The organism is Bacillus sp. ISL-46 (assembly GCF_018613205.1).
On record NZ_JAGGQR010000010.1, the window covers coordinates 64,118 to 79,756 of the forward strand.

Below are 15,639 nucleotides of genomic sequence, written 5' to 3' on the forward strand. Positions count from 1 at the left end.
ACTTATAATTCCATTGTCATAAATACACTATTTGGGTCGTCCATGTAATCCGCAAAAGGCATACAAGACTGGAACCCGAAACTTGCATATAGTCTTCTTGCTGGTTCAAAAGCATCCATTGATCCCGTTTCCAAGCTCAGCCTATGATAGCCCCGCTGTTTGGCTTCTTCAATTATGTGTTGCAGAAGTTGTTTTGCTACACCCTTTCTTAAATGTGAGGAAGATGTTCGCATGGATTTTATTTCTCCATGTTGACCGTCAAGTTCTTTAAGTGCCCCACAACCAACTAATTCATTGCCTTCCCATGCACTCCAGAATGTAATCTCTGGTTTTCGCAATTGCTCAAGATTTAATGCGTGGATACTTTCCGGCGGTGAATTCAGTGTCATACCATGAAGATGCTCCCCCACCAATTCAGCCACTTCTGCTCCCGTTAAATCATCTATTTTTATATCCATAGAAAATCCCCCTCAGTCTCTTTATTGGAAAATATATTAAACTATTAGCAGGAATAGTTCTAGTATATTTTTTCAATATTTCCATATCCAATCAAAAAAGCTGCCAATGGCAGCTTTCTTGAACGATTGTACCCAACTTGATTTTGAACTTGACCCGACACAAGCAACCAGCTAATTTGATTCTCTATAATGTCAAATGTGACCCTTAGAATAAGGGTAGAATAGTACAGCCTCTATGGGTTGCATTTTATTAATACACGATATCTCTTCCATTAAACTTATTTTGGGTAGAGAATCTCATCGATTATCCCATACTCTTTCGCTTCTTCGGCACTCATGAAGTAATCTCGATCCGTATCCTTTGCCACCTTTTCAAGCGGTTGTCCGGTCCGTTCTGAAATAATCTTATTGATATGCTCTCTTAACTTTAAGATTCTTCGTGCAGAAATCTCGATTTCCGTTGCTTGCCCTTTTGCTCCACCTAACGGCTGATGAATCATAATTTCACTATTTGGCAGTGCGTACCGTTTTCCCTTTTTTCCAGCAAGCAGTAACATCGCCCCAAATGATGCGGCCATCCCTGTGCAGATTGTCCTGACATCTGGCTTAATGTATTGCATCGTGTCAAAAATGGCAAAACCAGCTGTAGTCAAACCTCCTGGGCTGTTGATATAGAGCGAAATTTCTTTATCCGGTGCGTCTGCTGCTAAAAATAATAATTGGGCCACGACACTATTGGCCGTATGTTCGTTAATTTCATCCCCAATGATAATAATTCTGTCCTTTAACAATCGTGAATAGATATCATATGAACGTTCTCCACGATTAGATTGTTCGATTACATATGGAATGGTACTCATCCCAATCCCTCCTTGAAAGCAATTTGGCTATGCAGCCATACAGAGAGTGCTTGAAGGAGTGTAATTTGGTTTGGACGAAAATTTTCCAGTAACTAGTTTAGGCACGTTACTTTTCCTTGTTCGTGAAGAAATAAATTGGATGAGGATGGCTGGGTCTTGGTTTTTCAGTGCTTCATAAAATATTTCCGAAAGAAGCTCCCTTTCTTCCTCATCCCAATATGAATCAACCGAATCAAATTGCTTCTCTTCGTTTGCTTTTTCGAGACGCTTTTTTGCGCGATGAAGATTGGACTTTACTGAGGTTTCTGTCGAATCCAATATCGTTGCAATCTCCTTCATCTGGTATCGAAAGCCCTCTTTTAACAAAAAGATGATCGCTTGATTTGGGGTGAAGTTTTTCAAAAGTAACTCAACCGAATCCCTTGTTTCATCAAGTTGATTTGTTAAAGTCTGATGGGCAAAATCGGGATCCGCTTCCACTGCTTCATGTTTCCTTTTTCGAAGCAAATCAACCCAATGATTATAGGCAATTTTATTCAGTAATGCAGAGGTCAACTTTTGCTGATTGCCATATCTTAAGGCCTTCACAAACGTCTCCTGAGCGATATCGTCCCCATCCCATCTATTGCGGGCGAGAAACTGACAATATCGTTGAAGTTTTGGATAATTTTCGCTCCAAAAATCCTCTTCAACCCTATTTTCGTGCACTTTCCCTTCTAAGCTGACCTGACTATGCTTGTGTGACATTGATTTCACTCCTTTAGCACTCTCTATCCTTTAAACGTTTCAAGAGGGATGAAAAGATACGGGTCAAAAAATTTTCTTTTATTAGATTACTTTATGTTGTTGATAATTAATATAATCTTGACCATTGCAGAAATCAAAAAGAATCTCTCGATTTAGAAACCTATCCCACAAAAAACTGACAAGTAACCTTAACGGCTTTTGTTTATTTTTTTCAAACAATGAAATCCCTAGCTAAGACTACAGACCTAGGCGAAATTACGCCTCTGGCTCATATTTAAACTATGAATATCTTGATAAACTAGAATCCAGGAGTGAGAGTGTTCACTGGTGTTATTTTGAAGGGGGATTAACCAATGGAGAAAAAAGAAGAGCCGCAAAAAGGGCGAGTCGGAAAGATTAGTTTTGTTTTATTAAGTATCCTGTTTGTGCTTTGTATTATTGGACAGGTGTTTTTGGCTGGTTTAGCCGTTTTTGTGAATCAAGGAAACTGGCCTTATCATGAAATGTTTGTGCATTTATTTGAATTTATTCCTATTTTAATGTTAGTGATGTCTTTGGTAGGGAGATTGCCGCGCTGGGCCATTTGGCAAAGTGCCGGGCTTTTTGGTCTTATTTTCGTCATTTATTTCACCGCCAACATGACCTCTGTTTTACCATGGGCTGCAGCCGCTCACCCAGTGATCGCTGTCCTGTTGTTCTGGATGTCGATCACAGTCATGAAAAGAGCCTGGGGAATGACATTTAAGTCAACGAAGGTTGAAAACGCTTAAACACTTCATAAAAATAAAAGGGGCGTCAATAACCCAATTGACGCCTTATTCTCTTGCAGCTTTTAATCTATTAGTTTTCTCCTCCGGTTTTGTCCCCAATTAATTTCATTACTAATTTTTTCGTCGGTATCGAACTAATTGCCCCTTTACCAGTGGTTGTAAGTGCCCCAGCAGCATTCGCAAATTTGAGAAGTGTCTTTTGATATGTTCTGCATACTGAATCAAGATTTGTTTGGTTTACTTGTTTTTCCAGTAATTGATACAAAAATCCACCGATAAATGCATCCCCGGCACCTGTAGTATCCTGAACCGTGACCCGATAACCTTTTGATTCAAACTTTTCATTTTTTAGATAAAGATCTGCCCCTAAAGAACCTTTTGTAAATAGAACCGCCTTAACATTACCTATAAATAATGATTGAATCGCTTCTTCCACGTCATTGATTTTTGTAATGAAGAACAATTCCTCGTCTGATATTTTTAAAATATGAGCTCTCGGAACAAAATCTAAGATTGTTTGCCTGCAGCACTCATGGTCCTCCCAAAGGGGTAAACGAACATTTGGGTCAAAACTGATCAATGTCCCCTTTTGCTCCGCTTGTTCAATTGCTTTTCTATGTGCCTGTTTCATCGGGCTTTCCACTAAATCCACTGAACCGAAATGGAGGATGTCGCCTTTGTTAAACCACTCTCCATTTATTTCTGCCTCTGTAAGCAAGAGATCAGCAGAAGGTTTCCGATAAAAGGAAAAATCTCTTTCCCCATCTTCCCGTAAGGAAACAAAAGCTAATGCGGTGTTAGCCTCTTCCGTCCTACAAATATAATCTGTTTGGACACCGGATTGGTTTAACTTTTCCACAAGAAAGTCTCCAAAGGCATCCTTCCCCAATTTGGTAATCATCGAGGATTTTCCTTCGAACGTTGCAACTGTAGCTGCAACATTTGCTGGCGCTCCCCCTGGTGCCCGTTCAAATGTCTCAACATCCTTCAACGCTTTTCCTTTTTGAAGAGGAATAAAGTCAATTAATACTTCCCCAATACAAAATAAAGTCCCCATTATTTACACCTACTTCTTCAATAATCCCATTTCTTTATATTGAACATAGCACTGCCTTTTGACGCAAAGAACCTAATTTGGTCGCAATCTGACTCTGGGAAAATCCGTGCTGTAAAGACTTCTTCCCCATCATTGATAAATATCTCAACAGAAGAGGTATCTACGAACATATGAATCGAAATCTTTTTGCTATTAAGTTGACATGCTCTTGTTGTCCCGTAAGCAGTTCCAACCTCCGTACCAGAATAACTGCGATCCAAAATCACCCTTTGTTCGGCAAGATGATATTTAATTACGGTTTTTTTCGTATCATTCGCCCGAAACTCAATTCCACATTCTTCTGCAAAAATATCAGACATTTCACAATACAATTCAAAGGTTGTACCATTCATACCTGGGAAGCTTTTCACATCATTCTCAATAAATTCCGTAATTTTTTGTTCAACTTTACGAAGCAGTTTCATTTCTTCTATTGGCTGTTGGATTAATTTGTTATCTTTCATCTTTAATTCGCGAGGAATCGTTAAACAATGAGCCCAGCCGTTAGGATCCGTTGGATATTCTATTTCCGGTAACCCCATCCAGCCAATGAGAATTCTTCTCCCATCCGGTCCAAGTGTCGTTTGCGGGGCATAAAAATCAAAGCCGCGGTCAAGCTCACGAAAATCACCGTGGACAAAATTTCTATTCGGCAGGTTTAGTTTCTTTCCCAAAATATACCCCGATTGATAAATATTGTGGAAATCATCGCCATGGGGTTCGAGCCCTTGAGGAGAAAATACAAAAATGCCTTGATGGCCGAGTTCAAAATAATCCGGGCATTCCCACATGTAACCAAAATTCTTTAGCTCCGTTTCTAATTCCCCTTCAAAGTTCCATTGTTTTAAATTGGACGAACGATAAAGGACAGCAGTACCGGTTAAATTATCACGTTGTGCACCAATAACCGTATAAAATTGGCCATCCTCAGACTTCCACACCTTTGGGTCACGAAAATGGTCGGTATAACCACTTGGAACAGTTGAGATTACTGGCAGGTTCTCTTTTTCAATATCACCTTGTTCATTCATAACAGCCAAACATTGATATGGATGCCTTTTCCAATTTTCATCGCGTGTATTCCCTGTATACATTAAATATAAATTTCCATCCTGTTCAATTGCACTGCCTGAATATGCTCCATGGCTATCGAAAAAATCCCCCGGTACAATGCCTATTCCTTCGTCTTCCCAATGCACTAGATCCTTTGATTTCACATGGTACCAATATTTCAACCCATGGACAGGTCCTAATGGAAACCATTGATAAAATAAATGATAGTAACCATTATAAAAAGCAAAGCCATTTGGATCATTTAGTAAACCGGTATTAGGCTGTATATGAAACGATTGCCTCCAAGGGCAAACATTTACCTTTTTCATTAATTCCTGCATTGCTTCAGGGCTTTCATTTTCAATTCGGCGGTATCTTTTCTCTTTAGTCCACTCCATAATGTTTCTACTCCTTAAATAAATGGAAGAGAATCATTAATGATTCCCTTTCCGATTTTATAGATCTCTAGTTGGCTGCTACTTGCTTTTTCGCATCGCGTTTCCCGAGAATAATAGTAACAAGGAAAGCCGCAGCAAAAGAAAGTGCCATGCCGATAATATAGAAAGTAATTGTTCCTGGTTTAATAGAAATGATTCCAGGTAAACCAGCAGCCCCCATGGCAATAGCTTTCACTTTAAACAAAGTAACAAAGCCGGAACCTACGGCAGAACCAACGATTGCACCAATAAACGGATATTTTAACTTAAGGTTAACCCCGAACATGGCTGGTTCGGTAATACCAAGAAGTGCTGAAATACCTGCAGCAGAAGCTACTCCTTTTACTTTCGCATCCTTAGTCAGTGCAAGGACTGCCAGCGTTGCCGCACCTTGACCCACGTTAGACATAGCAGCGATTGGAAAAATGAATGAACCGCCAGTTTTTGCAATATCAGCCAAAAGCTGGGTTTCAATGGCGATAAAGCTGTGATGCATACCAGTGATGACGATTGGAGCATAAACAAGACCAAATAATATCCCGCCGATAAAGCCAGTTGTGTCATATAACCAAACTAAACCGTCTGTCAACAGATTACCCGCTCCACGAGTGATCGGTCCGATTAATGTGAACGTAAGAATTCCTGTGATGAAAATAGATAATAATGGTGTAACTAAGTTATCAAGGAAAGAAGGGACTCTTCTTCGTAAAAATGTTTCCATTTTTGCTAAAACAAATGATGAAACTAGGACAGGAAGCACAGAGCCCTGATAACCTACCTTTTCGATTTCAAAGTTAAAAATCTTCCAAATTGGAACTTCGCCTTTAGCTACCGCATCAGCATACCCGTAACCATTTAATAAGTCGGGATGGACCATGAGCATTCCAAGTGCAGCACCAAGATATGGATTACCACCAAACCGCTGTGTTGCGGAGAAGCCAATTAATATTGGTAAGAATACAAAGGCTGCATTAGCAAATGTATTTATAAGTCCTGCCAAATCGGCGATATTTGGATAAGCTTCGATTAATGATTTTCCTGCAATAAAGAAATCCTTAGCAGTTAAGAGATTATTGATTCCCATTAATAATCCGCCAGCAACGATGGCTGGAATAATCGGAACAAAGATATCCGATAGCATTTTGACAAATTGTTGAATAGGATTTAACTTCTTTGATCCTGCTTTGGAAACTTCCTTAGTAGACATTTCAGATAATCCTGTTAGTTTAGCGAGTTCCTTGTATACTTCATTTACTGTTCCTGACCCCAAGATAATTTGGAATTGACCACCCGTAGAAAAAGTACCTTTAACTACATCCATTTCTTCTAATTTAGCTTTATCAATGTTTTCATCTTCGTTTAAAACCATTCTTAATCTTGTTGCACAGTGTGCTGCTGCCGATACATTTTCCTTACCACCAATTGCATCAAGTATCTCTTCAGCAATCTTTTTGTAATTCATCAACTATCACCCTATCCTATTAGTTATGTTGTGGAACCGGTTCCGAAATCATTCAAAAAAAATCAATTAAAGGAACGAGTTCCAAGATGCTTTCGTAGGAACCGGTTCCAAAAATAAATATATTAAAGTGGAACCGGTTTCAACTAGATTATAAGATTAATAGATTACCTTGTCAACGCTTTCTTGCTCCATTATTTTAAATTTTGAAAGTGTTGTTTTTTCAATTTGTTCCTCATTAACCAATTTAACGATATTCATTGCGGCTACATGTCCTGCCTCTTTATAGAAAAACTTTGCTGTTGTGATGCCTGGAAATGTGATTTTCGTGATGTCATAGCCGCCAAATCCAGTAATGGAAAGCTGGTCAGGCACCGTTAGCCCCTCCATATTTGCTGCTTTTAAAGCACCTAAAGCGATATTATCGGTTGCACAAGCAATAATAGTAGGATGGAAGCTTTTAATAATATTGGGGACATTTTTGATTGCATCTTCAATTTTAAAGCTTGTTTCAAAATACTGAACTTCACACCTAGGTTGTTCTGAAACTGCCTTCATAAACCCGGCTTTTCGTTTGACACCTACAGCTATATCCCTCTCTGTAACACCCAAGTAGGCAATTCTTCTATGTCCTTTTTCCAGAATATATTGGCCTAACTCGTATGCAGCTTGATAATCATCGTGGATAACGCTGTGAAAATCAGAATGCTCCTGCCCCACTAATATGATGGGAACCTGAATATTATCAAAGGCTTCAATATGTCTTTCGGTGATTTCGGTTGCAAGAAGAATTATTCCTGCTACCTTTTGTTTGGCCAAACTATATATGTTTTCAATTTCTCGATCGAGATCCTGACTAGAGTTGGATATTACTAATTGATATCCTTGTTCCCTTAGCTGGTCATCCATCCCAATCAGAGTCTGTGATGTGGCGAATGAATCTAATCTTGGGACAATCGTGCCAATAATATTTGTTTTCTTGGCTTTTAGGCTTTGGGCAAATTTATTAGGTGTATATCCCGTTTCTTTAATGACACTTTCAATTTTTTTACTGGTTTTTTCACCCACAGATCCCCCGTTTAAGTAACGAGAAACCGTACTCTTTGCAACACCCGACAGTTTTGCTATATCCGCTATTGTAATCATATCTTCAACTCCATTTAAACCAATCACTATTATGAATGTATTATACACAATTTCCACTCAATAATCGAAATTAGATATTACATTCGTTGTAAACAGCCTTATTTGCTGATTTTTGCTGAAAAATAATGATGGACTATTTTTTCAAGCCTGATATAATCCATATAGAAAACAATAATTTATTTTTAAAGGTGGACATTATGGCGAACACTTGTAGATATGTTGTCAACGCACTTGGTAAAGGTGGGGAAACATATTATACGCTTTGTAAAGATAAACAAGAATTACAAAATTGGATTACAACCAATCAAGAAAAATTAATCATGGAAGAATTAAAGGTAACTGATAAAAATCAAACTTTATTCTCTAAACTATTTAACTTAAAAAAATTATATTAATCTTTTCAGACGCCATTCTTAATAGAATGGCGTCATTTATTTTTTAGATTACTAGTGTATTCACACCTAGCCTTTTATAGTTGGAATTTTTTATGAATATAATTATACTATATTTATTAGAGAGGTGATTTTTTTTGAAAGAATTGAAGGAAATTAATAATCAACCAGGTTCGAATAACAATAAAAATGATGTCAGGGTAACTAATAATTTCACTTTGAATATTAACCTTGGGGATCCATTAAATTTATTCTCTCTAATTGGCGGTATTTATATTATTAGTAGATTAGTTAAAAAACGTAAAGGAAAAAGAAAAAAAATGTAATGACGTAATCATCATTACATTTTTTTCTTTTTTGTGCATTATTCACTCTTCCAAATGTCTTAATTTCTTTCTTAATTCTATCATTACAGCTCTTGGGTTTTCAATTTCAAAAATGACATATTTATACTTTCCGAAATTTTCTAATTCAAAATGGACAAGTGGTACTTTATGTTTACATGAAAGGAAGTACCATTCATTACCAAACTTAAAGCTGCCTTCGTAAATGTTGAGTGGTGCAATGGCGGTTCCAGGCATGCGGAGCATCTACATTGGAGGATCAAAGTCATCAATATAAACACTTTTTATCGATTTGTAAGGAATTTTCAACTGCCACTTTAATGCAAAAATGCTTAAAAGCGCAGTTAACTTCAGTACGAATTCTTCCTCTTTAAAGTGTACTTCCCTTCCCATAAAGGGTCACCTCACCTGCAGATTTGAAACTTACCATCATCTATATTTTACCATTAGAAGATTCAGTAAGCCAATTATTTATTAAATTTTCTACGTGACTCTAATTGCTTAGTAAAAACAAAAACAGGCACGTAAACGAGCTCTACGTGACCCTAATCGGTGTAATTATACAATTACAGGCACGTATACGTGTTCTACGTGACCCTAATCGGTGTAATTATACAATTACGGGCACGTAGACGTGCTCTACGTGACCCTAATCGGTGTAGTTATACAATTACAGGCACGTAGACGTGCTCTACGTGACCCTAAAATGTGAAAATGAACAAAAAAGAGCACGTAGCTAATCTACGTAACCCTTTTTGTTTCCAACAATATCAAAGTGTCCACTCCATACGGACAAAATCCAAATACTGTCTTTTCGTGGTGCCTGACACCAAATAAAGACACCAAAAAAGAACACCAAATAAAGACACCAGTAAAGACGCCAATAAAGACACCAAATAAATGAGACCATTAAACCGCTCTACTGACGAATTTCCGCTTTTGGATGTAGATGAGTCTGATGGATAGGGCTATTCCGGCTGCGAGCAGGCCGATGGTTAGTCCGATCCAGTAGCCTCTTGCTCCTAAACTCGTATAATGTGCGAGTAGATATCCTGATGGAAGACAGATGAGCCAATAGGCTATGAGTGTCATGATAAAGGCAAGGTTGACGTCCTTATATCCTCTTAAGGCAGCTTGGGCAGTTGCCTGGATGGCATCACAAATTTGGAAAAACAGCGCAAAGATTAAGAAATTGGCGGTTAAATTAATGACGGCCATTTCATTCGAGTAAAAACCGGCAACTTGATAACGAAAAATCACTACTAATACTCCAGTCACAACGGCAATCAAGATGGCAAGATAAACTCCTAACCAGCTGTATTGTTTCGCATCTTTATAACGACGGGCCCCAACTTCATACCCGACTAGGACCGTTTGTGCCGTCGAAATACTAATCGGAATCATGTATAGAAAAGAGACGATATTTAAAGCAGATTGATAGGCAGCAATGGTAGTGACATCAAATTTACTTAGTAAGATGGTAACCACCGCAAACATACTAGTTTCAAAGAATGTAGAGAGTCCCATCGGCACGCCGATCTTTAATATCTCTTTACATTTATCCCAAGAAAATTCTTTTAAATCAGCAAAAACGGAGTACGTGGAGAAAGGTTCTTGGGTTTTAACAATAAACACCGTCATCCCCATAATCCCCCAATACGTAATCGATGTTGCATACCCTGCCCCTGCACCACCAAGCTCTGGGAAACCCAAGTTTCCAAAAATGAGCACATAGTTCAAAAAGAAATTGAACGGTAACGACAAAAGCATGATCACCATAATAACCCTAGTTTTGCCAAGTGCATAAATAAATGATCTAAGTACATTAAAAATAAATAGCGGAAGAATTCCATAGCTGAGTCCGACTAGATAATGAAAGGCAGTGTTATGCACACCGGAATCAAGTTTCATTAAATCTAGGATCGGGTCTAACAAAAAGAACCCCAGGATGATGACCACTAGTGCAATTAAAATGGAAAGATACATTCCATGCTTCACCACTGATGCTACTTCATTGCTCTTCTTTTCACCAAAGCGTTGAGCGGCAATGGGTGAAACCGCAAGAAGTATTCCGCTGATCCCCGTAAAAATCGGACTCCAAATCGAGGACCCTATTGCTACTCCGGCTAAAGCGGTGGAATTGTACTTCCCTGACATAATCGTATTAAAAAACACCATTGAAAACATGCCAAGTTGTGTAATTAAGATAGGAATCAACAAAATAAAAATTTGCTTTGTCTTTTCCTTTAACGTATAGGTTTGATTCATATACAGGTTCTCCTTGAGAAATAAAAATCCGAAACTTCATTATACTCTATATTGGATTATTATTCCTCCATTAAATTATTGAACCTTGGAAGAGTTTACCTAAACAGCTAGATGATTTCTTTTCTCCTGAATCTGTGCAGCAGTTTTCGTGTGTAGTTTGGGTGTCTTCTCGAGTTTCACTTATCTCTATGATTTCCACCTTAAAACAGTCTTTAGAGGAGTTTTTCCCTAAAAATAATATGCAAAAAAAACGCTGGATTCAATGATCCAGCGTTCATTTATTTAGTGGCCAACTGCTTTTCCCAGTCCACCCGGTTTGTTGTGAACAGCAAGTTTTTCAATCAGTTTATTGCTTTCAGAGTTTAATCCTATTAAGTTTACTTTAACTCCATTTTGATGGTACTTGATGACTACTTTATCAATCGCACCAATCGCAGAATCATCCCAAAGGTGGGCATTGGATAGGTCTAGGTCAATTTCACTAACGTTTTCTTTATAATCAAAACTGTTTACAAAGTCAGTTACTGAAGCAAAGAAAAGTTGCCCAGTAACATGATATATTTTTTTATTTGAGCCTTTAGCTGAAAGACTTGATACTTTCACTTGTGAGATTTTTGAAGCAAAGAATATCGCACTTAAGATGATTCCCGCTAAAACCCCTTTAGACAAGTCATGAGTCTGTATTACTGTAACAACGGTCACAATCATCACAATGGTATCTGTAATTGGTACCTTTTTGAATGACATTAGGCAAGACCAATCAAATGTTCCAATCGAAACCATAATCATCACACCAACAAGTGCGGCCGTTGGAATTTGCACGAGGAATCCTCTTAACGAAACAATCAAGATTAATAAAAACGCACCTGCGACAAAAGTGGATAATCTGCCCCTGCCGCCAGATTTGATATTAATACCAGACTGACCAATCATTGCACATCCAGCCATTCCTCCAAAGAATGCTGAAACAATGTTCGCAATACCTTGTCCAACGGCTTCCCTGTTCTTGTCACTCTCTGTATCAGTCAGATCGTCGACAATCGTTGCCGTAAGAAGTGATTCAACTAATCCTACAATCGCGATGGATAATGAATAGGGAAAAATAACCTGTAGTGTGTCAAAGGTGAATGGAATGTCCGGAATCAAAAAGACAGGTAATTTGGATGTTAATTCTCCCATATCTCCTACGGTCCGAACATCACTGCCCGTAAAAATAGCAATCGTTGTTACTACAATAATCGCAACCAACGCTGAAGGGACAGCCTTCGTAAAACGAGGTAAGATATAAATGATCGCGAGCGCAAGTGCGACCATGGCATACATTTGCCATGACTCCCCGACGAAATGCGGTAATTGAGCGGCAAAAATAAGGATCGCTAGTGCATTAACAAACCCGGTCATTACGGACCTGGGAACAAATTTCATCAATCGCCCTAACTTTAAAGCTCCCATAATGATTTGTAAAACACCCGTTAGAATCGTTGCAGCAAGTAAATATTGCAATCCGTGGTCTTTAACCAATGTCACCATTAGTAAGGCTGTGGCACCCGTAGCAGCAGAAATCATCCCAGGCCTTCCACCAACAAACGCGATTGTCATCGCAATACAAAAAGAAGCATACAATCCGACCATTGGGTCAACACCAGCAATAATGGAAAAAGAAATAGCCTCTGGAACTAATGCAAGTGCTACCACAATACCTGCTAAAATATCTCCCTTTGTATTTCCAAACCACGCATATTTAATTTTATTTAAATCCAAAATTGCATCTCTCCCTTTGTTTCACTAAATGTACAGATTCTTACTGTACAGTCGTTTCAGATTTATAACTTGACTTTCAACTCTCATGAAAGTCGTGTCCGTTATTAACAGAACAAAGTATAAAGGATTGTAACAAGTTTGTGAAATTCAATGTAATCGGATACAATCTACATTTTCTTTGTATTGCGCCTTTTTACTTTGGATTTCGTCTTATCTCCAAAAATATAGAGAAAAGTTGTTGGAAGCAAAAATGTATTAAATAAAAAGGATTCTTATCAATTAAGTGTAATAAATGATCGTACAAAAAAAGATTGATTCCACTTAAATAGCGGACATCAATCTTTAGCTTTTGTAACTATATTTCCACCAAACTTTACGTGGGTAATCTTCCGAATCAATATAAACCGTTTCACCGATTCTGGGTGTTGAAATGCCAAGTTGTCTTTCTTTTTGGGCAGCTTTTGTTACTCTTTCAATTGGATCCGTCCAGTCATGTAAGGCTAGTGTAAAGGCTCCCCAATGAATTGGTATCATTATTTTCCCCTTCACATCGAGATGTGCTTGGACGGTTTCTTCTGGCGTCATATGAATTGCCGCCCAACGTCTGTCGTATTGACCGCATTCCATTAGTGTCAGATCAAAGGGACCGTATTTAGCACCTATCTCTTTAAAATGTGGCCCATACCCGCTGTCCCCACTAAAAAAGATTTTAGTATTCTCCCCCTTAATTACCCATGAACACCATAATGTCGTATTGCGGTCTGTTAAGCTTCTGCCTGAAAAATGCCTTGCTGGTGTGGAAGCAATCTTAAGTCCTTCATGATGAAGCTCATCCCACCAATCTAGCTCTATTATGATTTCTGGATTTACTCCCCATTTTTCTAAGTGGCTTCCAACACCTAGCGGGACAATAAATTGTTTGACCTTTTCCTTTATTTTTCTAATCGATCCATAATCCAAATGATCATAATGGTCGTGACTGATGATGACAATATCAATCGTTGGAAGATCTTCTATGATAAATGGAAGGCCTTTGCTATAGCGCTTTATGCCGAAGATTGGAAATGGTGTAGGTGCCCCGCCAAACATCGGATCTAATAGTATTCTTTTTTCATCCAATTCTAATAGTAGAGCCGAGTGACCAAACCAGGTGATTTTTGGTTGTGTATCATTTGGGTGATCCAAAATTTTCAATTTTTCTATTGGGATGGCATTCTTAGGTCTTCCATTGGGATTACCTTTGATGAAATCAATTAATATTGAAACCGTTTCTTTAAAGCTATTTTCCATTATTGTTGGAACGCGGTTGACGAATTTCCTTTTATGAGAGAAGTTTTCGGATTGCTCATATTTACTAAGCCTCTCCTTCGAAGCCATTTTCCCAAATGGAGGATAATAACTCAAGAATAAATAAGTAAGTCCAACTAAGCCTAAAACAATAATCAGTGCGATCATACAAGTGCCTCTTCCTTTTACATGTTGGTCTGACAAAAATAGGACCTCTGTGAGAGCGTCCTATTTCTTAACTATTTTTGAAGGGTTATTAATTTTATACAAGACCGGTACAGCTACCAGGAATTCTTCGTCCACATCTTTTCCTTTTCCAAGTTTCTTAGCAGCAACTTTACCATCGAATTCAAGTGAATCCCCTATCGCCAATTCAAACTTTTTGAGTGTCTTGCTGTGGCTACACCAGGCTAGACCGATTTCTAGTGGATTTTCCTCGTGGACAATCTGAACATTTTCTAAGACAACAACTTCATCATTTTCCTCATTAAACGGATTGTAAACGAGCGCGAACTGTTTTACATTGGCAGTAAAATGGACCTTGTCCACTGGAAGTTCGAGTTTTGGAGCCTTCTCCTTTTTAGGTTTCGATTCCTTTGTTTTTGGTGGCTTAGCTACTTCTTTTTTGGCAGGTTTTTCGGCTGGTTCTGTGATTGCCTCTGCAATTATTGGTTCACTTTCGTCCACAGTCACAAGTTCAGGTGCAACCGTTTCTTTTTCATCAAAAGTTAACAAGCTTTCTTTTCCAAAGCTCGATTGCTGCATTTCTTTTAAATAGGCTGGATGGATACAAGTGAGATTTCCGTCTTGGAATTCAATCACAAGCGTATTAATATCCAATGCGCTCCCGTAAGTTTCATACCCTTTAATAGTTACTTGGCGCTGATAGTTTCGATCCTTGTACCAGAATTCTTTTTTCGCTTCTCTCGCTGAAGATAAACCCCATTCCTTGAGTTTCTCTTTGTAATGGTCCATATCACGGAATGTTTCATATTCACCTTTGGGCGGAATATACTTCGTCAATTCGGACTGCTCTAATTGAGGACGCTGGATGATCATCCTAACACTTCCTTCCACTATGTTTGTGATTTCATTATATTTCAACTTCTGCCAATAAAAAAGGGAAAGAGCTTTTCCTCTTCTCCCAGTGGTATTTATATGTATTTGCTTATTTATTGTTTTAAATTAAAAAAAGGCTCTACTAGAGAGCCTTTTCATTCACATTTATGTGGTTTAGATTATGCTTTACGAACGTTAGTTGCTTGTGGTCCACGTTGACCTTGTTCAACTTCAAAAGTCACTGCTTGACCTTCGTCTAAAGATTTGAAACCTTCGCCTTGGATAGCTGAGAAATGTACGAATACGTCGTCTCCAGCTTCGCGCTCGATGAATCCAAAACCTTTTTCTGCATTAAACCATTTTACTTTACCTTGTTCCATTTGTGTTTCCTCCTGCTGTGTGCTTTGCACACATAAAATTACTATCCTTGCTCAGTTCGATCTTTTAGACAAAAAGCAGTATTCCCTTTTTTCATCCTTACCGACTAACAAAAATAATTCTC

General features: G+C 38.3%; 15 protein-coding genes and 1 pseudogene. 3 read left to right on the forward strand and 13 right to left on the reverse strand.

Features of this window, described 5'->3' with window-relative positions; translation table 11 throughout:
- Positions 1 to 2: 2 nt before the first annotated feature.
- The 3 genes from J7E67_RS04575 to J7E67_RS04585 all read right to left on the reverse strand — a co-directional run bounded on the left by J7E67_RS04575 (position 3) and on the right by J7E67_RS04585 (position 2,065).
- A complete protein-coding gene (locus J7E67_RS04575; RefSeq protein WP_214716796.1) occupies positions 3 to 458 on the reverse strand; it encodes a GNAT family N-acetyltransferase in 456 nt (151 codons plus the stop codon).
- Between the two features lie 278 nt (positions 459 to 736).
- Complete coding sequence (gene clpP / locus J7E67_RS04580; RefSeq protein ID WP_088087025.1) at positions 737 to 1,318, reverse strand: ATP-dependent Clp endopeptidase proteolytic subunit ClpP; 582 nt, start codon at positions 1,316 to 1,318, stop codon at positions 737 to 739.
- Between the two features lie 27 nt (positions 1,319 to 1,345).
- Positions 1,346 to 2,065, reverse strand: coding sequence for a sigma-70 family RNA polymerase sigma factor (locus J7E67_RS04585; RefSeq protein ID WP_214716798.1), 720 nt, complete (start codon positions 2,063 to 2,065; stop codon positions 1,346 to 1,348).
- Between the two features lie 353 nt (positions 2,066 to 2,418).
- On the opposite strand from J7E67_RS04585, the gene J7E67_RS04590 reads away from it, so the two are divergent.
- On the forward strand, positions 2,419 to 2,835 hold the full coding sequence (locus tag J7E67_RS04590) for a DUF6220 domain-containing protein (protein ID WP_214716799.1): 417 nt from the start codon (positions 2,419 to 2,421) through the stop codon (positions 2,833 to 2,835).
- 70 nt (positions 2,836 to 2,905) lie between these two features.
- Here J7E67_RS04590 and J7E67_RS04595 read toward each other — a convergent pair whose 3' ends face one another.
- The 4 genes from J7E67_RS04595 to J7E67_RS04610 all read right to left on the reverse strand — a co-directional run bounded on the left by J7E67_RS04595 (position 2,906) and on the right by J7E67_RS04610 (position 8,026).
- Positions 2,906 to 3,892 carry a carbohydrate kinase family protein gene (locus tag J7E67_RS04595; protein WP_214716800.1) on the reverse strand — a complete coding sequence of 329 codons (987 nt, stop codon included), beginning with the start codon at positions 3,890 to 3,892 and terminating at the stop codon, positions 2,906 to 2,908.
- Positions 3,893 to 3,909: 17 nt separating this feature from the next.
- Positions 3,910 to 5,382 carry a sucrose-6-phosphate hydrolase gene (locus J7E67_RS04600; protein WP_214731103.1) on the reverse strand — a complete coding sequence of 491 codons (1,473 nt, stop codon included), beginning with the start codon at positions 5,380 to 5,382 and terminating at the stop codon, positions 3,910 to 3,912.
- Between the two features lie 67 nt (positions 5,383 to 5,449).
- Positions 5,450 to 6,883, reverse strand: a complete 1,434-nt coding sequence (locus J7E67_RS04605; RefSeq protein ID WP_214716802.1) for a sucrose-specific PTS transporter subunit IIBC — start codon at positions 6,881 to 6,883, stop codon at positions 5,450 to 5,452.
- A 156-nt stretch (positions 6,884 to 7,039) separates the two neighbouring features.
- Positions 7,040 to 8,026, reverse strand: coding sequence for a LacI family DNA-binding transcriptional regulator (locus tag J7E67_RS04610; protein WP_214716803.1), 987 nt, complete (start codon positions 8,024 to 8,026; stop codon positions 7,040 to 7,042).
- Between the two features lie 197 nt (positions 8,027 to 8,223).
- Here J7E67_RS04610 and J7E67_RS04615 point away from each other — a divergent pair, with 197 nt between their 5' ends.
- Both J7E67_RS04615 and J7E67_RS04620 read left to right on the forward strand, forming a co-directional pair.
- Complete coding sequence (locus J7E67_RS04615) at positions 8,224 to 8,421, forward strand: hypothetical protein (protein WP_066253763.1); 198 nt, start codon at positions 8,224 to 8,226, stop codon at positions 8,419 to 8,421.
- A gap of 134 nt (positions 8,422 to 8,555) precedes the next feature.
- A complete protein-coding gene (locus tag J7E67_RS04620; protein ID WP_214716804.1) occupies positions 8,556 to 8,744 on the forward strand; it encodes a hypothetical protein in 189 nt (62 codons plus the stop codon).
- Between the two features lie 42 nt (positions 8,745 to 8,786).
- Here J7E67_RS04620 and J7E67_RS04625 read toward each other — a convergent pair.
- The 6 genes and pseudogenes from J7E67_RS04625 to J7E67_RS04650 form a co-directional block, all read right to left on the reverse strand.
- A pseudogene (locus J7E67_RS04625) lies at positions 8,787 to 9,155 on the reverse strand (hypothetical protein).
- Positions 9,156 to 9,671: 516 nt separating this feature from the next.
- Positions 9,672 to 11,030 (reverse strand): MATE family efflux transporter, encoded by a 1,359-nt coding sequence (locus J7E67_RS04630; RefSeq protein ID WP_214716805.1) that lies wholly within the window; start codon positions 11,028 to 11,030, stop codon positions 9,672 to 9,674.
- A gap of 282 nt (positions 11,031 to 11,312) precedes the next feature.
- Positions 11,313 to 12,791: a SulP family inorganic anion transporter gene (locus tag J7E67_RS04635; protein ID WP_214716806.1), complete on the reverse strand. Its 1,479-nt coding sequence runs from the start codon at positions 12,789 to 12,791 to the stop codon at positions 11,313 to 11,315.
- A 342-nt stretch (positions 12,792 to 13,133) separates the two neighbouring features.
- On the reverse strand, positions 13,134 to 14,168 hold the full coding sequence (locus J7E67_RS04640; protein WP_251026575.1) for an MBL fold metallo-hydrolase: 1,035 nt from the start codon (positions 14,166 to 14,168) through the stop codon (positions 13,134 to 13,136).
- A 138-nt stretch (positions 14,169 to 14,306) separates the two neighbouring features.
- On the reverse strand, positions 14,307 to 15,137 hold the full coding sequence (locus J7E67_RS04645; RefSeq protein WP_214716808.1) for a hypothetical protein: 831 nt from the start codon (positions 15,135 to 15,137) through the stop codon (positions 14,307 to 14,309).
- Between the two features lie 179 nt (positions 15,138 to 15,316).
- The gene (locus J7E67_RS04650; RefSeq protein ID WP_066253749.1) at positions 15,317 to 15,517 is read right to left on the reverse strand and encodes a cold-shock protein; all 201 of its coding nucleotides are present in this window, start codon (positions 15,515 to 15,517) and stop codon (positions 15,317 to 15,319) included.
- Positions 15,518 to 15,639 lie beyond the last annotated feature (122 nt).